Raw genomic sequence first — 25,843 nt, forward strand, 5'->3', positions numbered from 1 at the left:
TTCCTTTTACTCATTGGGCAATCTTCCAAGCATAAACAGCCCGTTGCATTTATCCTGAGGCAAATGCCCAGCCACATGGGAGTTGTTTCACAAAAAATGAAACAGCTGTGATGGCTGTCACAGATGGTTATTATCTAATTGCAGAGCGACGTAGAGCAATAAACGATCGTCGAAATTACCCAGATCCAGACCGGTTAATTCCGAGATACGGTTAAGGCGATATTCCAGTGTATTACGATGAATATACAATGCTTTAGAGGTCGCAGTCGGCTGAACGTTATTCTGGAACCACGACACCAATGTGCGCCGCAGTAATCCATTGCCATCTGTCGCTTTAAGACGCGCCAGGGGACGCACCAGTTCGTCGGCCTGCCAGCCGCCACGCAGGCTGTCGAGCAGCACGGGTAAGATCAGATCCTGATAGAAATAACAGCGCTGTTCCGGCATCCGCTGCTTGCCTACCGTCATGGTGGTGCGTGCGGTGCGGTAAGAACGGGCGATACTGCCGGGGCCGGTAAAGAAGTTACCCAGGGAAATGCGCACGCGCAGGCGTCCGGTTTCGGTCATGCGCGACAGCAGATGATCAATGCGCTGACGGTGGCTGTCCGGATCCCAGCGATCGTAGCTGTTCAGCGCCGGTTTCAGCACCACCATTTCAGTGAGGGAAACGATAGCGATCAGGTTGTCGCGCTCCGGCGTAGTCAGCAAGGTTTGCAACTGCTGCAGTTCGGCCATGGCGGAATCCACACCAAGCTGTCCGCTGTCTACTTCTACCACTGCCGCAACGCGTGGCCGGTTCAGGTCGATGCCCAGACGCTGCGCCCACTCCATCAGCGCCGGTGAAAGCTCATCCACACGGATCAGGTTAAGCACCAGTTCTTCACGCAGACGGCTGTCCTGCGCCAGCATATGCAACAGGCGCGCCTGTTCGAGCATCATTTCCGCCGTCATACATACCAGCTCGCCATACTGACGCAACTGGGACGGATTGCCCGTCAGACCGATAACGCCCACGATCTGGCCGTCGATACGCAGTGGCAAATTGATACCCGGACGTACACCGTGCAAATGCCGTGCAACGCCTTCGTCGATATCGACAATACGCTCCTGCGAAATCGCCAGCAAAGCGCCTTCGTGCAATTCACCAAGACGCTGATCGTCGCCGCTGCCAATAATCCGTCCGCGGCCATCCATGACATTCACATTACTATCAATAATTTGCATTGTGCGGGCAACAATTTGTTGCGCCAGCTTTGCATCGAGATGATACGCCGACATGGAGCCCCTGCCTTGCCTGTTTTATCGTTGTTAAAACAGCATACTCAGGCCGTGATGCCCACACATTATGCAAATGCCCAAAGAGCGAAAGCGCCTATTGAAGTTGCGGGTAACGTCACAGTTTTAAGCAAATGCCCAACCTGCCCGGCAAAATCCGCATAATTTATGTGTATTACTGAAAAACAGGCAAAAAAAAGCACGCCGGAGCGTGCTTTGTATGCGGTCTTGCAGACGTAAATTACTGCGCCAGCAGATAAATGGAGGTATCGCCACGCTGAATATCCAGCGCCAGAACGTTTGGCTTGGTGTCGAGAATTTTACGCAGCTCACCCAGATTGGTTACTTTCTGCTGATTCACACCCAGGATCACGTCGCCTTTTTTCAGGCCGATGCGCGCCGCCGTTGAACCCGGTTTCACTTCATCGACTTTCACACCTTTCTGATCGCCAGCCGCGCCGTTGCTCAGTTCAGCCCCTTCGATGCCGGTATAAATATTGCCGGATTCCACTTTCGGTGTCTGAGTGCTTTGCTCGATAGTGACGTCAACGTTCATCGGTTTGCCTTCACGCAGCAGGCCGAGCGTCACTTTAGTACCGATTGGCAAGGTGCCGATATCAGCACGGAACGAGGCGAAGCTGCTGATCGGTTTACCGTTCATGCTCAGTATCACGTCACCGGCTTTGATGCCCGCTTTCTCAGCGGCGGATTTCGGCATGACCTGGCTGATGAACGCACCGCGCTGTGCGTCAACTTTCATGGCTTTCGCCAGTTCGGAGTTCAGCTCAGTCCCCATGATGCCCAGTTCACCGCGTTTCACCTGACCGAATTCGATCATTTGTTTAGACAGGTTTTTCACCATGTTACTTGGGATCGCAAAACCGATACCGATGTTGCCGCCGTCCGGGGCCAGGATCGCCGTGTTAAGGCCAATCAGTTCACCGTTGAGGTTCACCAGCGCACCGCCGGAGTTACCCCGGTTAATTGCCGCATCAGTCTGGATGAAGTTTTCGTAGTTCTCAATATTCAGGCCGGAACGACCCAGTGCGGAAACAATACCGGAAGTCACGGTTTCGCCCAGACCATACGGGTTACCGATTGCCACGGTGTAATCACCCACACGCAGTTGTTCGGAATCAGCCATCTTAATCGCCGTCAGGTTTTTCGCATTTTCTAACTGAATAACGGCGATGTCAGAACGCGGATCCTTACCGATGACTTTCGCGTCGAACTTGCGGCCATCGTTGAGCTGCACAGTGATTTTAGTGGCGTTATCCACCACATGGTTGTTGGTGACAACATAACCTTTGTCGGCATCAATGATGACACCGGAGCCCAGCGCGCGGAAATCTTCTTTCTGTTCAGGCACAGGCTGACCGTCCGGCCCCTGGCCACCGCCCTGGCAAACCGGAGAACCCTGGAACGGCGAGCCGTCCTGGCACAGCGGTGAATTTTGACCAAAGAATTGCTGGAACTGCTGGCCCATACGCGGTGTTTTTACCGGCGCGCTGCCTTCAACGTTAACGCTCACCACGGATGGCATCACTTTTTCAAGCATAGGTGCCAGGCTAGGAAGCTGAGTGGTACTGGTGCTGGAAGACGCTGTTTCAGCAGCCAGTGCAGAAGAAACCGGGGCCATTGCCATGCCGATGCTTAACGCTAATGCGCTGAGGAATAAACTCGATTTTTTCATTTTTCAGGATCTCTTAAAATTATTGTGGCAACCAAAAATAGTCGCATTGCTTGGTAGTCGTGATACTGAGAGAGTATTAATAACGTGAAGTTCATCAGGGTCGAACGGACAATGGTAAAAAATTATTGTCAGTGCTTACAAATGGCGAACTTTCAGACAGTTCAGTAAAGAAACTTAAAGACATTTAAATTTAATCCTTAACTATCACCCTAAATAATTCGTATTACCGCAAGACGGCAAGGGCAGAAATCCCGGTGAGCTGGCATGAGTCAGGGATCCGGATAACTGAAAACAGCCAATGCCTCTGTCATACGAAATATGACGGGAAAATTACTCAGCCGCCATTAGTCTTCTGTATTCATCGTATGCATAAAGGTCAGTCATACCGCTGATATAATCCTGGATCATTCGCGCCCGGTAATAAAACTCCTGCGCGGCATGTTCCGCGACCGGTAACCCTTCCAGAGCCGCCACAGCATTGTTGTAAGCCAGACGATGTTTAGCAGAAACCTTATGCAACAGACGGGTTTCTATAGGATATTGCTTGTGCGTGTCTTCCTGAACCAGACGGGTAAAATCGGTCAGCGGCATATCCAGCAGCGGGCTGTAAATATCCAGTAATCCGCTGATCACCCGATAGCCTTGTAATTCCAGCTCCTCCACTTCGTGATGATTGAATACCTGTTTGAAGGCGACCGCTTTATAAATCTCTAACAACCGGTTGGCCTGGCTGTCATCTTCGAGTAATGCATGATTAAAGGTGCCCTGATAAATATCTTCTATATGATCAATGAATCTGCGGGCAGCATGGGGCACCAGTTGTTTCACCGTCTGAACACGCAGTTCCATAAAGAAGTAATCTACCGGATTACGGAACGTTTTCGCTTTATCCATTTTTTCGTAAGCGGTGCGAACCACTTTATCGAAGAAGTCATTTTTCTCTATTGTGCCCCACTCGCGACACAGATATTGATAAAGCTGTTCAACGCTGAAAATACTTTTTTCAACTGCATCTTCCAGATCCGCAATGCAGTAAGAAATATCATCGGCCGCTTCCATAATGTAGGTGAGCGGAAAACGGTTAAATTCACCCATCCCGAGTTCGCTGCGCAGTTTATTGATGAACGGCTCTTCCGCCAGATAAAAACCCGGTTTTTTCATCAGGTAATCATGCGAGGCCAGTTTGGTCATTGAGTACGCAGGGCGGGTATATTTCAGAATGCACGCGGTCTGGCTGTAGGTCAGATTGAGTTTCAGCAAAGTGAAGACCAGCCGGATGGCCTGCGCATTACCTTCAAAATTAGACAGATCGTAGCGGATTTTACTGCGCAGCTGATTCAGTTCAGTATCGCCTGACGTCAGGCGTAAACACGCGACCAGACAGGAATCGATTTCCTGCGGCGTTTCGCCGCAACCGGAAGTATCCATCCGCCTGGCAAACCAGTTATTGATGGCGGATTCACCAAAATGACCGAACGGTGGATTGCCGATGTCATGCATCAGACATGCCATTTCGACCACACTTTCAAACGGATCCGTCACCTCGTCCAGCCCGTAATATTCCAGTTTTCCCTGCCGGCCCAGACGATGCAAAATTTCTTTGGCAATGTGACGCCCGACCTGTTGAACTTCAAGGGAATGGGTCAGGCGGCTACGAACGGCGGCATTTTTCTCCAGCGGAAAAACCTGCGTCTTCTGTTGCAGGCGACGGATGGCTGCCGAGTTGATAATGCGTCCGCGATCGCTTTCGAACTGACGGACGACGTCATAGGCATCGCGTGCCTCGATCGGTGCGCTGAAAGGGCGCTGAAAATTGAATTTCGCTTTAAAATCGATCCCGGACATGTTTTCCCACCTTTTCAGCCACTCACACATCAAACCGACGCACTTTTTGCATTAACAACCTGCATCCCAAACGGATTATTTCTTATCTTTAGCCATGATAGACTATCGCGCATTGTTTTCGTGATTAAACCGACAATTCCGCACATGCTGCGGCTCATTCCATACACATCTGCGAGTATTCATATGAAAGTAGGCATTATCGGTGCAATGGAGCAGGAAGTGACTCTGCTGCGCGACAAGATCATCAACCGTCAGACTATCGAACGTGCGGGCTGCGAAATCTATACAGGCCAGTTAAACGGCGTAGACGTGGCGCTGCTGAAATCCGGCATTGGTAAAGTGTCTGCGGCGATGGGCACCACGCTGCTGCTGGAACATTGCCGTCCTGATGTGGTGATTAACACCGGTTCCGCCGGCGGTCTGGCGAAAACGCTGAAAGTCGGCGATATCGTTGTCTCTGATGAAGTGCGGTATCACGATGCTGATGTCACCGCGTTTGGTTACGAACCGGGCCAGATGGCCGGTTGTCCGCCTGCGTTCACCGCTGATCCGGCATTGATTGAACTGGCAGAGAACTGCATCCGTGAACTGAACCTGAACGCCGTCCGCGGCCTGGTTTGCAGCGGTGACGCCTTCATCAATGGTGCCGCGCCTCTGGCACGTATCCGCGCGACCTTCCCGCAGGTGGCGGCTGTCGAAATGGAAGCTGCCGCTATCGGTCACGTTTGCCACCTTTTCGATACGCCGTTCGTGGTCGTTCGCGCGATTTCTGACGTTGCCGATGGTGAATCTCACCTGAGCTTTGAAGAATTCCTGGTTGTCGCCGCACAGCAATCCACTCTGATGGTGGATGCGATGCTGACAGCGCTGGCAGCTTCCGAAGAATAATGATAAGCCGGTTCTGCCTCATTCTGAGCGGCCTGCTGTTGCCTGTGGTGGCCAATGCCGCACCTGCACAACGGGTGATCACGCTGGCACCCAGTCTGACAGAACTGGCGTTTGCCGCCGGTCTGGGCGACCGGATAATCGGAGTTAGTGCTTACTCCGATTATCCACCCCAGGCCAGAAAGCTTGAGCAGGTGGCTAACTGGCAGGGAATCAACGTTGAACGTATTGTGACGCTGAAACCTGATTTGGTCCTCGCCTGGCGGGGCGGTAACCCGCAACGCCCGCTGGATCAGCTGATTTCGCTGGGGATACAGGTTATCTATCTTGATCCGCAAAATGCTCAACAGGTAGCACAGGCACTGGAACAGCTGGCGGTGTACAGCCCTTCGCCGGAAAAGGCAAAACAAGCCGCGGCGGATTTCCGTCAGCAATGGCAGGCGCTGAAGCTGAAATATCGCCGCGAAAAACCGGTTTCTGCCTTTATTCAGTTCGGCACCCAGCCGCTGTTTACGGCTGCCGCCACCACAATGCAAAGCGAAGTGCTTAACGTGTGCGGCGCAAAAAATATTTTCGCTGACAGCCGCGTACCCTGGCCTCAGGTCAGCCGGGAACAGGTTTTAAGCCGTCATCCTCAGGTTATTGTTATATCAGGCGGAAAACCGCAGAAACAGGTGATAGAAGATTACTGGGGCCCGATGCTCAGTGCGCAGGTTATCGCCCTGGATCCCGACTGGTTCAGCCGCGCCGGACCACGTATCCTTCTGGCTGCACAACAACTTTGCCCGCAGCTTGCTGCTATCCCTGAAGGGTAAATGCTCACCAACATGAAAGTGTTTCAACGGGCAGACCCGCAGGCGCCTTCCCGGATTGTTGTATTATTAACCGAAATCAATAATTTTTCGTCGCCTTCTGTTACTCTATCCGGCGTAACATCCTTCGTACGTTGCCACCCCCGCCTTACGATTATCTGTTTGTTAAACAAGCAAATTAATATAAATAACGGTATGAACAACGACAAAAAAGCGGTTTATCTCCAAATCATAACAACTTCGGATTAAAGACCGCGAAAATTAGACCGATAACCTTTTCAGCCAGGCTGATTTTGTTGATCTACACCAGCAGGAATAACAATAATGAAAGCTCTTTTACTCAGTGTGCTGCTCGCACTGAGCCCGCTGTTTGCTGTCGCGGGCATGACGGGCGGCCAGATTGGCGTCAGCCTGACGATCATGCCAGGTTGCAAGATTAATGCTGCGCGCACTCACACTTCAGTCATCTGCGCCAGCCGGACGATGATGCAACCGCACATCAGCGAAAAAATGCTTACCGCCGTGCCGGGGATTAGCCCCGGTTCGAAGCTGGTGACGGTTGAATGGTAACCCCCTTGTGAATACTCACTTACCTGAGCGCCCTTTTGAACGGGGGTTTTAAGCATAAAAAAGCCCGTCTGCATGCGCAAACGGGCTTTTTCTTTGAAACGGGTAATTAAATGCTGAAAGAGGAACCACAACCACAGGTGGTTTTTGCATTCGGATTGGTCACCACAAAACGTGAACCTTCCAGCCCTTCGGTATAATCCACCGAACCGCCGACCAGATATTGCAGGCTCATCGGATCCACCACCAGCGCCACACCGGCTTTTTCGATGGTCATGTCACCATCATTAATTTTGTCGTCAAAGGTGAAACCGTACTGGAAACCGCTACAACCGCCCCCGGTGATATACACACGCAGTTTCAGGTTCGGGTTTTCCTCATCGGAAATCAGGTTTTTCACCTTACGTGCCGCGGCCTCAGTAAACTGTAACGGCAACGCGGCTGTTTCATTCAACAATGCTTCACTCATAATTTCTCACTCCCAATCCGCATTTGTTCAGGCCGCCGGATTGACTGTCTGAATAATATACTCATTATCTTATACCTGAGTTAATGCTTCAAGTATGGGCATTTTTGGCTGCGTTGTCCTGCTCATTGGTGCTTTCAGTGGTAACCCCGGCCTGCGTTTTTTCGGCATTCTCACGTTCCTGCCTCTGTAAGGTGCGGGTCAGGATGGCGGAATACAAGGGCTTACCGCCCAAAAACTGCGCCAGCAGGGTCGCCCCCAGGCAGGTAATAATCATCGGTAAAATCAGCTGATAATTATCGGTCATCTCCAGCACCAGCACGATACCGGTCAGCGGTGCACGCACACTGGCGGCAAATAGCGCGCCCATTCCGGCAATGGCAAAAGTGGCGGGCTGAATACCGTATTGCGGGAACCACGCCAGTGCCGCCGTACCGAATGCGGTGCCGAGCAACGTGCCCAGCGCCAGCATCGGGGCAAAAATCCCCCCCGGTGCACCGGACGCAAAGCACAACAGCGTCGTGACCACCCGGACAACGAAGATCGCCAGCAACATCATCAGGCTGTATTTTCCTGCCGCCGCCAGCGGGATCAATGCGAATCCACCCCCGGTGGCTTCCTGATGCACCAGCCCGAGCAGGCCGCAGAATCCTCCCAACATGCCGCCGATAAGCAGGATTTTACGCAGATTTCCACCATGCACGCGGGCAAACATATCCTGCGTACGGAAAATAAGGGCGTTAAAGCAGACGCCGACCACACCAAATACCATGCCTAACACCAGATACAACCACAGTGTGTTGAGCGGCGCACTCGCCAGTTTGCCGACTTCAATCACCGCGCCGTCACCGTTAAAAATACGGAAAACGATACTCGACATGATCACGCCGATAAACACCGCTTTTATCGATATCAGGCTGTAACGGAACTGCAGCCGCATCTCTTCGAGAATAAACAGAATACCGGCAAGCGGCGCATTAAATGCGGCCGAAAGACCGGCCGCCGCACCGGTTGCCAGCAACGAATGCCGCGCCTCCGCACTGCGCAGCCGGAAAATATCGACCATCATTTTCCCGACATTCGCGCCCATCTGAACAGTTGGCCCTTCCCTTCCCAGCACCATACCCGCGCCCAGCGTCCCCATGCCGCCGAAAAATTTCACCGGGATCACACGCCACCAGCGTACCGGCCTTAATTCCTCCAGCGCGCCTTCAATTTCCGGAATCCCTGAACCGCCCGCCTCGGGCGCATAACACCGAACCAGATAGTACCCGACCATCGCCAGTGCGGCGGAAAACACAAACGTCAGTGGCCACAGCAGGATCCAGTAATCACTGAAGACATCCAGCCCGGAAAGCCGGACCGCCATCACCCAGTTCACCGCTTTTTCGAATGCTACGCCGAGTAAACCGGCGGCCGTGCCGACCACAGCGGCGACAAGCAAAATGGTGACCGGCGTTTTATCGCGACGCAATACAAGGCGCAGGATTTCGCTGCGTTTGCGCGGACCGCGCGCGGGCGAATCCGCTAAAATTTCAGTGTCTGATTCATTCATCACGGAAGGCGAAATACAAAAAAGGTTATGGAAGGTAAATGGATTTAATCATACAAATTGCCGTCCTGACAGGATCTGCAACAAAATGCCGCACGGTTTACGGTTTGATAACGCCGCTCAGTTCACTAGAATGGGCGCGTTAATCATTTCATCACATATTGAACCCAGCAATTCAGGAGCCGAATAATGAGTAAGTCAGAAAGTCTGTTCACGCAGGCGCAAGCGCTGATCCCGGGCGGTGTTAACTCGCCGGTACGTGCCTTCTCCGGCGTCGGCGGCACCCCCTTATTCATCGCGCGTGCTGACGGCGCTTTCCTGTTTGATGCTGATGGTAAAGCCTACATCGACTACGTGGGTTCATGGGGACCGATGGTGCTTGGCCATAACAATGCTGAAATCCGCAATGCGGTGATTGAAGCGGCAGAGCGCGGTCTGAGCTTTGGGGCACCGACCGAGATGGAAGTCAAAATGGCCGAACTGGTGACCGGTCTGGTGCCCAGCATGGACATGGTGCGCATGGTGAACTCCGGCACCGAAGCGACGATGAGTGCCATCCGTCTGGCGCGTGGTTTCACGCATCGCGATAAAATCGTCAAATTCGAAGGCTGTTACCATGGCCATGCCGACTGCCTGCTGGTAAAAGCCGGTTCCGGCGCGCTGACCCTCGGCCAGCCAAACTCACCAGGCGTACCGGCTGATTTTGCCAAACACACGCTGACCTGTACCTATAATGATCTGGATTCTGTCCGCGCCGCGTTCGAACAATTTCCTGACGATATCGCCTGTATCATTGTTGAGCCGGTCGCCGGCAATATGAACTGTGTACCGCCATTGCCTGAGTTTTTGCCCGGTCTGCGGGCAATTTGTGATGAATTTGGCGCACTGTTGATCATCGATGAAGTCATGACCGGTTTCCGTGTCGCACTGGGTGGTGCGCAGGATTATTATGATGTGATGCCTGACCTCACATGCCTGGGTAAAATCATCGGCGGCGGAATGCCGGTGGGCGCATTCGGCGGGCGCCGCGATGTGATGGAAGCGCTGGCACCAACGGGGCCGGTTTATCAGGCAGGAACACTTTCCGGTAACCCGATTGCCATGGCTGCCGGTATTGCCTGCCTGACACAAGTCGCACAGCCGGGCGTTCATCAGACCCTGACCGAACGCACCACCCAACTGGCCGAAGGCTTGCTGGACGCGGCACGCAAAGAAAATATTCCGTTCGCGGTGAATCACGTCGGCGGCATGTTCGGGTTGTTCTTTACCGATGCTGAAACCGTCACCTGCTATCAGGATGTGATGAAATGTGACGTTGAACGTTTCAAAAAGTTCTTCCACCTGATGTTGGATGAAGGTGTTTACCTCGCCCCCTCCGCGTTCGAAGCAGGTTTTATGTCTATCGCCCATACGCAGGAAGATATTCAGCGCACCATCGATGCAGCACGTCGTTGTTTCGCTAAGCTTTAATAATGTAAATTAATTTATTATTCACGGGAGGAATACCTTCCCGTGATATATATAATATCTGTATTTTATTTAACCACCGCCAAAAGATACAATTCCGGCTTTTCAAATATCACTTCAAATGAATGATGCAAAGGAATTGTATTCAGCATGGTATATAAAAATTATTTAACTTCCAGGACGACAGGGAATATACCTGTTAAATCCCGGATCTCTGTACTCAGAATTGCCCTTTATACCGCACTCCCTCTTTTTCTGGCACAGGGAATTCCTCCGGCAATGGCGGCCTCTGCGCCGGTAAAAGCAAACAGCGGAGCGACCCTGCTCACAACCACGTCTTTCGATGGCACCGACACATTATTCCAGCCTGCAGAAAGCCTTACCGATCCCACAGGTACTGCCGTCATTGTTACGGGTGACGGGAATACTTTCGAAATGGTACGGCCTTCACCGTCAGACAGCGAAAGCATTGTGCCTGAAATAACCGGAAAAAATGGTATTTTATTTGAGGGGAATAATTCAACACTTAATAACACTGTAAGTATTACTACAACCGGAACAGAATTTGCCGGTAATGATTATGCTGTACGAATGCAAGGTAGCGGAACGGTCAATAATAGTGAGTCTGGTTATATTGAATCTCAGTCCGATGCTATCTATCTCCAGAAATTTTCAACCGTAAATAACAGCGGCACAATAAAAGCGTCCAATCCTGGCAAACCACGCACAGCGGTTTATTTTTATAACGGCGGCCACTATAACAGTAACGCAGGTGGCGTGGTGAACAGCACCGGCTACGGTGTGATATTCAACTCAGCAGCAGACGGCGATCCGCAAAGCCAGATACTCAATTCCGGACTCATCTCAGGTAAAACCGGCGGTGTGTTAGGCAGGGGAAATTCCAATGGGGTGATAGTCAACCAGGCCGGGGGCACGATATCTTCTGAACTGGATTCAGGCATCCTGATTTCTGACACTGCCAGTTTCGATATCACCAATTACGGCACCCTCTCAGGGAAAGAAGCAGCGGTTAATTTCTCAGGCACTGGCAGCAATTCCCTGACACTTAGCACCGGATCCGTGCTCGACGGCGACGTTATCAGCAGCACAGCAGACACCAATACCCTGGTGCTTTATGAAACCGGATCTGAGGATGCCAATTTTACCGGCACGTCGGCCGGCACTGGCTTTAAAACGCTGACGATGAACGGTAATGACTGGGCATTGTCCGGTGATATCAACCTTACCGGCAGCGATGAATCAACATTGTTGGTTAACCACGGACAACTGACCCTGAGTGGCAATGTCACCTCGGCGGGAAATGCCCTCATCAATAGCGGCGGCGGATTACTGGTTGAGGCTACCGGCTCCCTGACCGCACCTGAAGTAAATGTCGCGCAAGGTGCCTGGTTTGCTTCACAAGGGAATGTTACGGGTGACATTAATAACAGCGGAACGGTGATGGCCTATAACGCCCTGCCCGGTAAAGCATCAGTCACCGCTGGCACAACAACGTTGCAGGGAAACATGAACAATGCCGGCACACTGTTGCTGGGCGGCGGCCAGGTAGGTAATCGCTATGTCATTACCGGCGATTATACGGGCGATAACGGAACCGTAGTGATGAACAGCGAACTGGGCGATGATGCATCACTGACTGACACACTGGTGATCGGAGGTAACAGCTACGGACAATCTTTCCTGACCGTCAATAATATCGGTGGAATGGGCGCTGAAAGCCTGCAAGGCATGGAAGTCATCAGTGTAGAAGGCACTTCTGACGGGCAGTTCTCGCTGGCGAACCGCGCGGTTGCCGGGGCATATGAATATAACCTGTTCCAGAATACCCAGAATGGCGACTGGTATCTGAGTTCGGCAACCGCGCCGGAACCGGATCCCACCCCGGAGCCCGACCCTACGCCCGATCCCGATCCTACGCCTGAGCCTGATCCAATTCCTGATCCCACCCCGGATCCCATTCCTGACCCCACGCCTGAGCCGACGCCGGACCCGACACCGGCACCTTCGCTCTATCGCCCTGAAACCGGTGCTTATCTCGGTAACCAGCTGGCTGCGCAGCGTATGTTCACGTTGCAGCAGCATGATCGCGGTACTGCACAAAAAAGTGAGGACGGGCGGGCCTGGCTGTTCATTCACAGCGATGCGACTGAGCTTAATGCGGCGGGCGGCGATTTATCCCTGGATATCAACAGTACCGCACTGCAACTGGGAACTGAGCTTCTTACCGGCGATACGGCCAGTGGTGGCCAGTATCAGTTAGGCATCATGGCAGGTGTTGGCGAAAGCAGGACTCAATCGCAAGCAGAGGGCAACCACTACGGCGCAACGGGTAAAGTAAGCGGTTATAGCGTGGGGACCTATGCGACCTGGTATCAGGATGCGCAGCACCAAAAAGGCTGGTATGTAGACAGCTGGGCACACTATGCCTGGTATGACAACAGCGTTCAGGGCGACCAGTTGGACAAAGAAAACTACCGCAGCCAGGGGATCCAGACTTCACTGGAAACAGGGTATCTGCTGGCTTTCGGCCAGTCAGCAACCCGTGAATGGACGGTTGAGCCTCAGGCGCAGGTTATCTATAACCGCTATGACAGTGAAAACCACACCGAAACCAACGGTAGCCGTATCACCGGCGGCAGTGATGATGCATTGCAAAGTCGCGCGGCTATTCGCTTATCTAACCGTAGCAGCAATGACAGCAGCGCACTGGTTCCTTATGTAGAAGTGAATTGGGAAAATGGCCAGTATGCAGATTCTCTGACCTTTAACGGCGATACCCTCAGCAGCGATGTCCCGGAAAACCGCTATGGATTGCGGATGGGTCTCAGCGGAAAAGCGTCAGAAAACATACAGGTCTGGGGTCAGGCGGGTGCCTCTGCCGGTGAAAATGATTACAGCAACTATCAGGCCGCTGTCGGTTTAAAAGTGAATTTTTAAGACGATATCAGCTGATTTCAGGGCACTCACCGGAGTGCCCTTTTTTATTATTGTGCCTGCTTTCTCAGCAGATAAATAAAGTACGGTGCGCCGATAAACGTCGCCAGCAAACCAGCGGGGATCTGATCCGGGAAGATGATCATACGTCCGCACCAGTCGGCAAAGACCATCAGCAACCCGCCCAGCACGCTGGCGACCATCCACTGCGGGATCGCCCTGCGAAATCCCATCATACGCGCCATATGCGGTGCCATCAGCCCGACAAAACTCAGCGGTCCGACCGTCAGCGTCGCCGCTGCCGTCATCACCGCCGCCAGCAGTAAGATCGCCACGCGGGTGGGCGTCAGCGCCACTCCGACCGATTTCGCCGTCACGCTACCCAGTGGCAGAATATTGATCCAGCGGCGGCAGAATGGCACAAGAACCATCAGCACCCCGGCCAGGATCAGCGTGCGCCACGCCGCTTGTGCAGAAACGGAATAGGTTGAACCGGAAAGCCAGGTCAGCAAGCCGCCCATGCGCGGATCGCCGCTCGCCAGCAGCAACGTCATCAGCGTGGTGAATGCGGTACTCAGCGCGATACCGGTCAGTAACATACGTTCGGCCGAAAAACTTCGCAGCCCCGAGGCGACCATAATCACCAGCAGCGTCAGCGCCGCACCGGCCGTGCCCGCCGGCAACAGCCATACAAAGGCATCGCCCGGCACGATAAACATCATCACCACCACACCCGTCGCCGCACCGGAGCTGATCCCCAGCACTTCCGGGCTGGCCATTGCATTACCGGTCAGTTTTTGAATCAGCACACCGGATGACGCCAGCATCACGCCTGCCGCCAGCGCTGCCAGCACGCGCGGTAAACGCCACGGCAACAGTGCCTGCAGGTCGGCACCGGTTGACCAGCTCCAGCCGGTGGCGTTACGTCCGGCCATCAGCGCAACCATCAGGCCGAAGAACAACACGGTCAGTGCCAGTGACACCCAGCGCACCAGATGCTGACGTTCATCAGGCACGTGGTCGCCCTGATTCATCGGCGGCGGTGCCATGTTATTACGCAGACGCGGCAGCAGCCATAACAGCAGCGGCGCACCCACCAGCGCCGTCGCGGCACCGGTCGGAATTTCCATCCAGAATGTGGTGATGGTTTGCATCACCTGATCGGTAAACCAAAGCAGCAACGCACCGATCACCGGCGCCATGACCAGCCGTACAGCCAGTCGACGTGCGCCCAACATTTTTGCCAGAAGCGGTGCAAACAGGCCAATAAAGCCGATAATCCCCACCGCATTAACCAGTTGCGCACTCATCAGAATCGCCAGCGTCAGCACAGCAAGACGCGCCGCTGACAGCCCGAGGCCGAGATTTTTGGCAACACCGTCATCCAGCCCCAGCAACGTCATCGGACGCTGCAACAAAAATGCCAGCAGCCAGACGATAATCACACGTGGCAGCAGGAAACTCGCCACATCCCAGTCCTGCTGGTTCAGCGCACCACTGCTCCACATGTACAAACTTTGCAGATTCTGATAGTTGAAAATGCCGATCAGGCCGTTCACCGCACTGCAATATAAGCCGAGCACCAGACCGGCGAGGATCAGCGTGACCGGTGACATGCGTTTGCCCCAGGCAATACCGAACACCAGTGCACCGATAACCACCGCGCCCGTCATGGCGGCAAACTGCTGGGTGATCATTCCGCCCGGCAGCGCCCACAAAGTGGCCACCGTCAGACCGAGCTGTGCGCCCGCCGAGACACCGAGTGTTGCGGGTTCCGCCAGCGGATTGCGCAACACCTGCTGGAACAGCAAACCGACCAGTCCCAGCCCGGCTCCCGCCAGCAAGGCCACGACGACACGCGGCAGCAAACTGTAATGAAAAAGCATCTGCTGAACATTGTCGATATCAGGATGCCATAGCGCGCCGCGCCACTGCGCATAAGGCAGTTGCTGATGCAGGTTGTAGATACTGAGCGCACCGGCGGCCAGCGTCAGGAGAATCAGCAGGAGCAGCGAAACGCTGAGCGCACGGCGATTCATACCGGTTTCCTCAGGGTTCGGGTTAACGTCTTGCAGAAGTGCATCGCGCTGAAGGTTGCGCCGTAATACCACACGGCGGGCACGATGCTGAACTGATCCGCACGTACGAACGGCATGGATTTCCACAGCGGCGTTTTCGCCACGGCATCCATCATGTCGGTGTTGTCATGTTCGAAACACAATACGCGGGCATTTTTAATGCTGGCCAGGCGCTCAACGCCCACCGATACGCTGCCCCAGAAGCTGCCTTCCCCCGCCCAGGCGTTAGTCAGCCCGAGTTCGCCCATCACTTCATGGAACATGCTGCCTACGCCAAACACCAGAACGTGGCGCGTATCAATGAAGGTGATTAACAGCAGCGGCTGATGCGCGACCGGCTTCAGTTGCTCGCGGGTTTGCGTCAGCGTGTTGCGGTACAACTGCAAATGCGTTTCGGCGCGATCCTGTAACCCGAGGGTATCGGCCAGTTTATGCAGAGAACTGATGGCCAGATTTAGCGGTTTCGCCGAACCGTCATTGGCTTTAACGCCCAGCACCGGCGCGATCGTTTCGAGCTGACGGGTGGTCGGGCCATAACCGGAAGTGATCAGCAACAGCGAGGGTTTCAGTTGCTGAATAAGTTCCATATTAGGTTCGGTACGCTGACCGACATCAATCACGCCCGGAGCCAGCGTCGGTTCAACAACCCAGGTGTTGTAATTACGAATATCTGCAATCGCCAGCGGCATCACGCCGAGTGCGATCAGCAACTCGGCAGGCAACCATTCAAGGGCAATAATCCGGCTGAGATCAGGACGCGATGCCGACAGTGCCGGCAGCGACGTCAGCAACGGGGAAAGCGCCATCATCTGCAACAGACGGCGACGGGTTAATCCGGAAAAGTTTGAAATATCAGACATATTAGTATACGAAGCTCACCGGCGCGCCACCCGCAGGATGCGGCAGGATACCCATCGGAATACCATAAATTTGTTCAAGCACATCGCCGCGCATCATCTCTTGCGGCGCGCCCTGTGCAATCATTTCGCCACCGCGCAAAGCCATCAGCTGATCGCAATAACGTGCGGCCATGTTCAGGTCATGCAGCACCGCGATCACCGTTAAGCCTTTTTCACGGCTCAGACGCTGGATCAACGCCAGCACGTCTTTCTGATGGGCAATATCCAGCGCAGAAGTCGGTTCATCGAGCAGCAGGCAACGGCTGTCCTGCGCCACCATCATTGCCAGCCAGGCGCGCTGACGTTCGCCGCCGGAGAGGCTGTCTACCAGACGCCGGGCAAACGGTTTGAGGCCGACCAGTGCAATAGCTTCTTCAACCTTTTCTTTGTCCTGAGGCTTGAAACGCCCCAGTGCGCCGTGCCAGGGATAGCGGCCAATCGCCACCAGTTCCTGTACGGTCATACCTTCTGCGGCAGGAAGCTGCTGCGGCAGGTAGGCAACCTGACGCGCAAAGGCTTTACTGTCCCACTGTGCCAGTGGCGTTTCATTGAGATAAATCGTTCCGGATGTCGCAGACTGATGCCGCCCGAGCATTTTAAGTAACGTCGACTTTCCCGACCCGTTATGACCAATCAGTCCGCACACTTTTCCCTGTGGAAAAGTCAGCGACAGTGGCGCCAGCAGCGTTCTCCCCGGCACGGTAAAGCTGACATCTTGCAGGCGAAATACGCTGTCTGGCAGCGGGGAAGAAGGATGTACGTTGTTATCAGGCATAAGATTTTCTACGTCGACATCTGGTTGAGAACAGGAAACGGGCACGACCAGCGTGCCCGGATTTGACCACGTCACTGCTACCGATACCCTAAATAATTCTGGTTGCAGATGCGTTGACGGGTATCAGAAGCGGAATGTCGCTGTTGCAACCACCTGACGATCTGAACCCCAGTAACAGGCGTAATCGCGGTAGCAGCTGGCGACATATTCACGATCCAGCAGGTTGTTGATGTTCAGACCAACAGAAGAACCCGGCATACCGAAACGACCCAGATCGTATTTCACCGTGGCATCGACCAGCGTATAGGACGAGACGTTGAATGCCTCATTTTCTCTGGATGCATTCACGCCGTTTGCGGTGTAGAAGCTCGAACTTGCCCCCACATAGCGCACACCAGAACCGAGCGTCAGGCCGCTGAGCGCGGTTTCGTGGAAGGTGTAATCTGCCCACAAAGACGCCATATTTGCCGGCACTTCAACAGGACGCTTGCCTTCGAAATTGGTGTCATGCGTGTATTTTGCATCGGTGTAAGTGTAAGACGCCGTGACGTTGATGTTGGCATTCACCGCGGCTTTGGCTTCCAGTTCCACACCGCGCGAACGGATCTCACCGGACTGAACGCTGAAGGCGGCATCAGACGGGTTAGCTGTCAGGTTTTTGTCTTTCGTGAGCTGGTATACCGCGGCCGTCAGGCTGACCGGACGATCGTTCGGGATGTATTTGATCCCGGCTTCGTACTGCTTACCCATTGAAGGATCGAAAGGCTGACCTTGCTTGGTCGCGCCTGCCGTTGGCTCAAACGACTCGCTGTAGCTGAAGTATGGAGAAATACCATTGTCGAACAGGTAGTTCAGACCACCACGCCAGGTAAACTGCTGGTCGTTAATCTGCGATGCGCTGTTGGTAGTGCGGGTGTAGGTTGAGCTTTTCGCAAAATCGTAACGGCCACCGACGGTCAGGATCCACTTGTTCCATTCCGCCTGATCCTGCGCGTACAGGCCGGTTTGTTCCTGACGGTTGAGGAGCTTATACGGGAAATAGAGCGAAACATTGCCGTTACCGTATTGCGGATTGGCCAGGTTCAGATTACTTGCGCTGCCGTAATCGGCATTAATGTCATTACGCATACGCATGTAATCGACACCCACCAGCACGGTGTGACCGACATCGCCGGTGCCGAATTTAGCCTGAGCCTGTGTATCGACATCAAAGTTCGCCAGCTTCTCTTTGGACTGAACATAGCTGCGGGTAATGTTACCGTTACCGAGGTAGCCGAAGCCGTAAACCGATTTATATTCCGTATCGAGTTTGGTGTAACGCAGGTTCTGGCGAACCGTCCAGGTATCATCAAACTGATGGGCGAAGCTGTAACCGACCATTTTCTGGTTACGGGACATGCGGTTACCCGCTTCACCTTCGTTGAAATCTGTCGGTAATTTATGCGCTTTTCCATTGGCGTCGTAATACGGCACCACAGTCCCTTCACGAGGTAACCATCCGTAGAATCCGGCATCCGGATCGTTCTGGAAATTGCTCAGGAAGGTAAAGTCAGTTTTATCATCAGGACGCCATGAGAAAGACGGCGCGATTGAATAGCGTTTCTCTTTTGCCATTTCCTGCTGCGCATCCTGACTGCGCGCCACGCCGGTCAGACGGTAAGAATAGACGCCTGCATCATCGATAGCATCGCTGAAATCAAAACCGGTCTGGAACAGGTTATCGGTACCCATTTTGAACTGCACTTCTTTCAGCGGTTCAGTCGTCGGGCGTTTGCTGACCATGCTGACGACACCGCCAGGGTTGCTCTTACCGTACAAAACGGAAGACGGCCCGCGCAGCACTTCAACGCGCTCCAGCATGTACGGATCCATCGACACTTCGGAATAGTTATCCCCCTGAAGTTTGATGCCATCGAGATACTGGTTAGTGTTGACCGAGGTGAAGCCACGGATGGCCATGGCGTCAATAGTGTTAGAGCTGCCACGACTGGCAAAGACGCCCGGCGTATAGCCCAGCGCCTCTTTCACGGTCCCTGGCTGCTTCATGTCCATTTCTTCGCGGGTGACCACGGAAACAGATTGTGGTGTCTTCACCAGCGGCGTGTCGGTTTTCGTGCCGGTTGCGCTGTGTTTCGCAGCGATAGTGGCCGCCGGCCCCCATGCCGATTCTGGCGCCGCTTCAGCCGTTGCCTGGCTGGTCACGTTGATGGTGTCTTCTTTCGCAGGCGCGGTGGTGGCTGCACCGGCATAAAACGCGGCAGAGCTGAGCACAGCGGCGATAGTTAAAGCTAACGTCCGGCGCCTAAATGCGCCTTGTCGGACTGAGGTTGAAAGCGAACGTTGAGAAACCATTGCATAATCTCTGGAGGAGTAATGGGAATGTAAACGATAATTATTATTATAACCGTCGCATATTATGCTCAATGCTTGCGCGGCTGCAAGCCTATTTAATGTATAGATTGTCCGAACGAATAAAAAATCTCCCCATGTTAAACAGGGGTAAAAACTCTTATAAATTAAACGGGAATGAATGTGGTGTATTTGCAGAAGATGTAAAACGCGGCGGGTTAATTTGAGTGAGAATAACAAATAAAAAAGGCGCAACTTTCATTGCGCCTTTGAGGTTTATGGAATTAATTCCCTGAGCCGAACATATCCTTGATCCAACCCGCAACACCGTTACTGTCTTTCTTCTCATCCTGCGGCTGTTGCTGCCCGGATTGTTGTTGCTGCTGGATTTGTTGCTGTTGCTGGATCTGTTGCTGTTGTTGCTGAACAGCAGTCACAGACGCCTGGCACATGGCGTCAGGCGAATCGGTCCAGACCGGGATTGAACGCACTGCACCACTTCCGCCCAACAGGCCACCGCTGTTGCCACAGACAAAGTTACCGCTGCCATCAATATTCATCGTACTGATGCCTTCCGGCATTTGCAGATCCAGTGGCTGAGGTGTGCCGTTTTCCAGATAGCGTCCGTAAAGCACCAGCGCACCGGTGGACCCCCACAGTTTGGACGGACCATTGTTATCACGACCTACCCAGGTGATCGCCACCTGGTTACCATCGATGCCGGCAAACCAGCTGTCACGCAGTTCGTTCGAGGTACCGGTTTTCGCTGCCAGATGCAGTTTCGGGAATTTATTCGCCAGGGCACGTGAGGTCCCTTCCTGCACCACCTGTTGCATGGCATACAACGTCAGATATGCAGCCTGCGGCGGGATCACCCGTACCGCCTGCGGGAAGCTCTGATAGAGCACCGTGCCGTCTTCAGCAATCACCGAGCGCACCGCAGACAGTGGCGCTTTATTGCCGCCGCTGGCTATGGTCTGGTATTCCTGCGCGACTTCCATCGGCGTCAGGGCAATCGCACCCAGCAGCATGGATGGCGTCTGGTTCAGCGATTCTTTCGGTATCCCCAAATCAATCAGCGTTTTGGTGATGTTGTCGAGGCCAACGGCCATCCCCAGATTAACTGTCGGGACGTTCATTGAACGCGCCAGGGCATCCACCAGCAGAACCTGGCCCCGGAACTGATGGTCATCGTTTTTCGGCGACCATGTCTGGCCGTTCGCCAGTTTCAACGTCAGCGGCTGGTCAGCCAGAATGGTGTTCAGACGGTATTTATCCGGCTGAGACAACGCGGTCAGGTAGGTCGCCGGTTTAGCCAGCGAGCCGACCTGACGTCGCGCCTGCATGGCACGGTTAAAGCCCGCGAACTGCGTTTCCGCGCCGCCGACCATCGCCCGCACCTCACCGGTATAGCGGTCAACCACCACCATCGCCGTCTCGATATCATTCAGACCGCTTTTCTTACGCAGTAACGGAATGCCTTCCTCGACCGCTTTTTCCGCCGCATCCTGAGAAATCGGATCCAGCGTGGTGAAGATTTTCACCCCGGACATGTCCTGAACTTTATCGCCCAGTTTGGCCTGCAGTTCCTGACGCACCATCTGCATAAATGCTGGCTGCGGCGAAATCACCCCGCCTTTCGGCTGCACACCCAGCGGGCGGGCGCTCAGCATGTCATACAGTTCCTGATCGATAACTTTCTGCTCAACCAGTAAACGCAGCACCAGATTACGACGTTGCAACGCCATCTGCGGGTTACGCCACGGGTTATACAGCGAGGCACCTTTTACCATACCCACCAGCAAGGCCTGCTGATCGAGGCTCAGTTCATTCACCGGACGGCCAAAGTAATACAGGCTCGCCAGCGGGAAACCGCGGATCTGATCGGACCCGCTCTGACCGAGATACACTTCGTTCAGATACAGCTCGAGAATGCGATCCTTGCTGTAATCCGCATCAAGCAGGATGGCCATCACCGCTTCACGCGCTTTACGACTCAGCGAACGTTCGTTGGTCAGGAACAGGTTCTTCACCAGCTGTTGTGTCAGTGTTGAACCGCCCTGCACCGCGTGACCCGCGGTCAGGTTAGCCACCACGGCACGACCAATGGAATAGAAGTTGATACCATCATGCTCGTAGAAATGGCGGTCTTCCGTGGCCAGCAGCGTATCGACCAGCAAATCCGGGAAGCCGGAACGCGGCACGAACAGACGCTGTTCCCCGTTGGCATTCGACGCCTGCAACATGGTGATCAGACGCGGATCAAGGCGAAACAGCCCGAAATCACGCTGGTTATCCAGGTTTTTAATCTCTGAAAGGCTGCTGCCGTCAAACATCAGGCGGGCGTTGACCTGCCCTTCTTTCCCTTCCGGGAAATCAAACGGGCGGCGCAGCAAATCAATGTAATTCGCGTGAACCGTAAACTCGCCCGGGCGGGTGATGCGCGTGACTTCGCGATACTGCGTGCCTTCCAGCAACCCGACCATTTCAGCTTTGCTGATTTGCATGTCCGGCTCAAGATTGACCTGACGGCCATACACCGCCGCAGGTAACTGCCAGACTTTGCCGCCATCAATACGGTCATGAATTTGCTTGTTGAGATAAACCGCGTAAATCCCCAGCAAAATCAGGAAGACGACAAACAGTTTGACTAACAACCAGAACAGCCAGCGCTTCTTGCTTTTCTTCCCGCCTTTGTTGGCTTTACGTGGCGGGGCTTTACGGCTCATGCGCGACCCCCGTTCTGCTTCGTCATCATCATCCTCATACTCGTCATCGATTTCCTCTTCGTATTCTTCGTAGTCGTCATCCCGGCGGCTACGGCGAACGGGACGAGCCCGCGCAGGCTTGCGCCCGGCAGGTTTACCTTTACGGCCAATCGGCTCGCGATCATCGCCAGACATTAGTCATTCTCCCAACGCGCTGCTGTGTTCGTCATAATGATTCTGCTTAGCTGAGTCATTTTCATTTTTGATTTCAAAAAACACGTTATTTCAAAAGGATAGATTATCGTGCCTGAAGTTCAGGCAGCAAGGCGCTTACTCTGTGCCCCGCTTTACATTTCGCCCAGAAGAAATGTCTGAAAAAAAGGGGTTCTCTGTACATTTCTTCATGGCGCAGAAGCCTTTTTGGTGCGCCGCGTCGGCAGCGCCTCCGCCGGATTGTCCGGCCACGGATGTTTCGGATAACGCCCTTTCATTTCTTTCTGCACCTCACGGTACGAACCCTGCCAGAATGCCGCCAGATCGGCGGTGATTTGCAACGGCCGCTGCGCCGGTGACAGCAGTTCCAGCACCACCGCAATACGCCCTTCCGCCAGTTGCGGGCTGCGCTGTTCGCCGAACATCTCCTGCATTCTCACCGAGAGTGCCGGGGGCTGGTCTGCATGATAACGGATTGGCAGACGACTGCCAGTCGGTACGGTGTAATGTGTCGGCAACGCGCTGTCCAGACGCTGACGTTGTTGCCAGTCAAGCAATCTTAACAAAGCCTCATGTAAATCAACCTGTTGCAATGATTTTAATGAGCGAACGCCCTGTAAAGACGGCTGTAACCAGCGTTCTAAATTGTCGAGCAATGCCTGCTCGTCAACCGCCGGCCAGCCTGCTTCCGGCAGCCATTTTGCGGCGCAGATCAGACGCAGGCGCAATTGCTCCGCGGCCACAGACCAGTTCAGCGCCTGCAAACCTTGTGTGCGGATCCAGCCGATCAGCGCCTGTTGCAGCTCTTCATCGTCCGGCTTTGCCAGCGGATTGGCTTTCAGCACCAGACGCCCGATCTGCCAGCGTCGCCAGGCACGCAGTGTGCCTTTTTCTTCATCCCATTCCACCGCTGTCTGCTCTTTCACAATTGCGGGCAGGTGCGACGGCAGTTGCGTGATATCCAGAGCCATTGCCAGCAAAATGCGGGCATCCGGGCTGTTGTTACCCTGCAATAACTGCGGGGCAACTAACCACGGCGAACGGGTCAGTCCGTCATCCTGCGGCAAAGACGCGCCCAGCCCGTTCGCCAGTAAATAGCGGCCATCGTCGCCGCGCCGCTGTGCGATACGGTCACTGAACGCCTGCGCCAGTAACCACGGCGCGAGTGCGATATCCGGTTCACCACTTTTCGCGCCGGTGCGCTGCGACAGTTGCTTTGCCCGCCGCTGCCAGTTGCCTTGCGGGCGGCTGAACCAGTAATCCATATCCGGCAATCCGCCGCGTGGCGGTTCTTCGAGCATCGCTGCCAGCAGCGCCGCCGTGGCCAGCGCTTCAGGACTTTGTGCGGCGGCAGAAATCAGCATCGCGGCCAGTCGCGGCTCGCAGCCGAGTTGAGCCATACGTTGCCCGGCAGCGGTGAGCTTGCCTTGTGCATCGGTCGCGCCGAGCTGCTGTAACAGATTTTTTGCGGCAGACAGCGCGGCAGCGGGCGGCGTATCCAGCCACTGTAGCTGTGCCGGATCCTGACAGCCCCACTGCAATAACTCCAGCCAGAAGCTGCTCAGGTCGCTTTGCAGCATTTCGGCTTCCGCCTGCTGACTGGCGCGTTCAGCCTGATCTTTGCTGAATAAATGCCAGCAGAGGCCCGGCGCCAGACGCCCTGCACGACCCGCACGTTGGGTCATCGAGGCCTGGCTGACTCGTTGCGTCACCAGCCGTGTCAGGCCGCTACGCGGGTCAAATTGGGCGCTGCGCTCCAGGCCGCTGTCGACCACCAGACGGATCCCTTCGATGGTCAGACTGGTTTCGGCAATGTTCGTCGCCAGCACCACTTTACGGCGTCCGGCAGGCGAAGGCTGAATGGCTTTTTGCTGCTGTTCTAATGACAGCGCGCCGTACAGCGGACAGAGATCGACATCCTGCGCCAGTCTGCCCGTCAGCAGGTTTTGTACACGGGTGATTTCCGCTACACCCGGCAAAAACAGCAGCATGGAGCCATGATTTTCGCCCATCAGACGGCTGACAACACGCGCCACACCCTCGTCCAGCCGTTCATGCGAAGCCAGGGAAAGATACTGGCGATCCACCGGGAAACTGCGGCCTGCGGATTCAATCACCGGCGCATCCGGCAGCAAATCCGATAAACGCAGGTTATCGAGCGTAGCCGACATTATCAGGATCTTTAAATCGTCGCGCAGGGCATTTTGCACATCGAGTAACAATGCCAGCGCCAGGTCGGCCTGCAAACTGCGCTCATGAAATTCATCGAGGATCACCATCGACACACCGGTCAGTTCGGGATCAGCCTGTACCCTGCGGGTGAGAATACCTTCGGTCACCACTTCAAGGCGGGTCGCCGCGCTGGTTTTGCTTTCAGCACGCATGCTATATCCCACCGTCTGCCCCGGCGTTTCGCCCAGTTGCTGTGCCAGGCGAAAGGCGACGTTTTTCGCTGCCAGACGGCGCGGTTCAAGCAACAGGATCTTGCCCGGCAGGTTAGCCTGTTTCAGCAACTGCAACGGCAGCCAGGTCGATTTACCGGCGCCGGTCGGAGCCAGCAGCAGGATTTGCGGCGCCTGTTGCAATGCGGCTAAAAGCGGTTCGAGTACGGCGCTGACCGGCAAAGAAGTCAATGAATTCTCCATGAGAGTTAACTTTAAACGGCGGGCATTGTAGCATTTAGCCCCACATCCGGCATGTTGCCGTGATTTGTCTTCACAGGAAACACTATGTCTGCCGAACGCCGCCTGTTTTTCGCCTTATCATTGCCCGCAAAAATGCAAAAGCAGGTAATTGCGTGGCGTGCGGACAACTTCCCGCCAGAAACCGGCCGCCCCGTCGCTGCCGCCAGCCTGCACATTACGCTGGCATTTTTAGGCGAAATCAGTGATCTGAAAGCCCGGGCACTGACCGGCGTTGCCGGGCGTATTCAGGCGCAAAAATTCAGCCTGCAACTGGATGATATCGGCCACTGGCCGGGGTCCGGCGTGGTGTGGATCGGCACAAAGCGCGCACCGAATGCGCTGTTGCAACTGGCCTCCGTATTGCGATCACACGCAGCACGCAACGGGTGTTATCAGAGTACCCTGCCGTTTCATCCCCATGTGTCGCTGTATCGCAGCGCGACCCGTCCGGTCGCTATTCCTCCGGCCACGCCCGGCTGGCAACTGGACGCCACCGGATTCAGTTTGTACGAATCCCTGTTTGAACGGGGACGCACCCGTTACCACAGCCTGCAAACCTGGCCGCTGGGCGATACACAGGAAAGCTGATCTTTTTTAGCACTCTCTTTCACAAGAGCCAT

At 54.4% G+C, this 25,843-nt stretch carries 17 protein-coding genes; 6 read left to right on the forward strand and 11 right to left on the reverse strand.

All coding sequences use genetic code 11. The features are described 5' to 3' along the window. Window positions 1-117: 117 nt before the first annotated feature. From ETV65_RS12285 to dgt, 3 genes are all read right to left on the reverse strand, one after another. Window positions 118-1,278, reverse strand: a complete 1,161-nt coding sequence (locus ETV65_RS12285; RefSeq protein WP_129953122.1) for a CdaR family transcriptional regulator — start codon at window positions 1,276-1,278, stop codon at window positions 118-120. Between the two features lie 238 nt (window positions 1,279-1,516). Further along, window positions 1,517-2,968, reverse strand: a complete 1,452-nt coding sequence (gene degP, locus ETV65_RS12290) for a serine endoprotease DegP (protein WP_129953123.1) — start codon at window positions 2,966-2,968, stop codon at window positions 1,517-1,519. Between the two features lie 330 nt (window positions 2,969-3,298). Continuing rightward, window positions 3,299-4,813, reverse strand: coding sequence for a dGTPase (gene dgt / locus ETV65_RS12295; protein ID WP_129953124.1), 1,515 nt, complete (start codon window positions 4,811-4,813; stop codon window positions 3,299-3,301). Window positions 4,814-4,996: 183 nt separating this feature from the next. On the opposite strand from dgt, the gene mtnN reads away from it, so the two are divergent. From mtnN to ETV65_RS12310, 3 genes are all read left to right on the forward strand, one after another. Further along, on the forward strand, window positions 4,997-5,701 hold the full coding sequence (gene mtnN / locus ETV65_RS12300) for a 5'-methylthioadenosine/S-adenosylhomocysteine nucleosidase (RefSeq protein WP_129953125.1): 705 nt from the start codon (window positions 4,997-4,999) through the stop codon (window positions 5,699-5,701). Next, a complete protein-coding gene (gene btuF / locus ETV65_RS12305) occupies window positions 5,701-6,513 on the forward strand; it encodes a vitamin B12 ABC transporter substrate-binding protein BtuF (RefSeq protein WP_129953126.1) in 813 nt (270 codons plus the stop codon). The genes mtnN and btuF overlap by 1 nt, the downstream gene beginning before the upstream one ends. Window positions 6,514-6,834: 321 nt before the next feature. Continuing rightward, window positions 6,835-7,080 carry a hypothetical protein gene (locus tag ETV65_RS12310; RefSeq protein ID WP_129953127.1) on the forward strand — a complete coding sequence of 82 codons (246 nt, stop codon included), beginning with the start codon at window positions 6,835-6,837 and terminating at the stop codon, window positions 7,078-7,080. A gap of 106 nt (window positions 7,081-7,186) precedes the next feature. Here ETV65_RS12310 and erpA read toward each other — a convergent pair whose 3' ends face one another. Both erpA and clcA read right to left on the reverse strand, forming a co-directional pair. Then, window positions 7,187-7,534 carry an iron-sulfur cluster insertion protein ErpA gene (gene erpA, locus ETV65_RS12315; protein ID WP_129953326.1) on the reverse strand — a complete coding sequence of 116 codons (348 nt, stop codon included), beginning with the start codon at window positions 7,532-7,534 and terminating at the stop codon, window positions 7,187-7,189. 100 nt (window positions 7,535-7,634) lie between these two features. Continuing rightward, window positions 7,635-9,098: a H(+)/Cl(-) exchange transporter ClcA gene (gene clcA / locus ETV65_RS12320; protein ID WP_129953128.1), complete on the reverse strand. Its 1,464-nt coding sequence runs from the start codon at window positions 9,096-9,098 to the stop codon at window positions 7,635-7,637. Window positions 9,099-9,284: 186 nt separating this feature from the next. Between clcA and hemL the strand changes: the two genes are divergently transcribed. Together hemL and ETV65_RS12330 are read left to right on the forward strand one after the other, a co-directional pair. After that, on the forward strand, window positions 9,285-10,565 hold the full coding sequence (gene hemL, locus ETV65_RS12325; protein WP_129953129.1) for a glutamate-1-semialdehyde 2,1-aminomutase: 1,281 nt from the start codon (window positions 9,285-9,287) through the stop codon (window positions 10,563-10,565). 276 nt (window positions 10,566-10,841) lie between these two features. Then, window positions 10,842-13,520, forward strand: a complete 2,679-nt coding sequence (locus ETV65_RS12330; RefSeq protein WP_165383730.1) for an autotransporter outer membrane beta-barrel domain-containing protein — start codon at window positions 10,842-10,844, stop codon at window positions 13,518-13,520. A 47-nt stretch (window positions 13,521-13,567) separates the two neighbouring features. Here the strand turns inward: ETV65_RS12330 and fhuB are convergent, their stop codons facing one another. From fhuB to hrpB, 6 genes are all read right to left on the reverse strand, one after another. After that, window positions 13,568-15,556: a Fe(3+)-hydroxamate ABC transporter permease FhuB gene (gene fhuB / locus ETV65_RS12335; protein ID WP_129953131.1), complete on the reverse strand. Its 1,989-nt coding sequence runs from the start codon at window positions 15,554-15,556 to the stop codon at window positions 13,568-13,570. Further along, window positions 15,553-16,455, reverse strand: coding sequence for a Fe(3+)-hydroxamate ABC transporter substrate-binding protein FhuD (gene fhuD, locus ETV65_RS12340; protein WP_129953132.1), 903 nt, complete (start codon window positions 16,453-16,455; stop codon window positions 15,553-15,555). Before fhuD ends, fhuB begins: the two co-directional genes overlap by 4 nt. Window position 16,456: 1 nt before the next feature. Further along, window positions 16,457-17,269 carry a Fe3+-hydroxamate ABC transporter ATP-binding protein FhuC gene (gene fhuC / locus ETV65_RS12345; protein WP_129953327.1) on the reverse strand — a complete coding sequence of 271 codons (813 nt, stop codon included), beginning with the start codon at window positions 17,267-17,269 and terminating at the stop codon, window positions 16,457-16,459. A 123-nt stretch (window positions 17,270-17,392) separates the two neighbouring features. After that, window positions 17,393-19,621 carry a ferrichrome porin FhuA gene (gene fhuA, locus ETV65_RS12350; protein WP_129953133.1) on the reverse strand — a complete coding sequence of 743 codons (2,229 nt, stop codon included), beginning with the start codon at window positions 19,619-19,621 and terminating at the stop codon, window positions 17,393-17,395. Window positions 19,622-19,902: 281 nt separating this feature from the next. Then, entirely contained in the window at window positions 19,903-22,521 is a 2,619-nt protein-coding gene (mrcB, locus tag ETV65_RS12355) for a bifunctional glycosyl transferase/transpeptidase (protein ID WP_129953134.1), read from the reverse strand. Between the two features lie 206 nt (window positions 22,522-22,727). After that, window positions 22,728-25,184: an ATP-dependent helicase HrpB gene (gene hrpB / locus ETV65_RS12360; RefSeq protein WP_240782831.1), complete on the reverse strand. Its 2,457-nt coding sequence runs from the start codon at window positions 25,182-25,184 to the stop codon at window positions 22,728-22,730. A gap of 84 nt (window positions 25,185-25,268) precedes the next feature. Here hrpB and thpR point away from each other — a divergent pair, with 84 nt between their 5' ends. Further along, window positions 25,269-25,811: an RNA 2',3'-cyclic phosphodiesterase gene (thpR, locus tag ETV65_RS12365; RefSeq protein ID WP_129953135.1), complete on the forward strand. Its 543-nt coding sequence runs from the start codon at window positions 25,269-25,271 to the stop codon at window positions 25,809-25,811. Window positions 25,812-25,843 lie beyond the last annotated feature (32 nt).

The organism is Rahnella sp. RFA10(1/100) (assembly GCF_004195115.1).
GTDB classification, from domain to species: Bacteria; Pseudomonadota; Gammaproteobacteria; order Enterobacterales; family Enterobacteriaceae; genus Rahnella; species Rahnella perminowiae.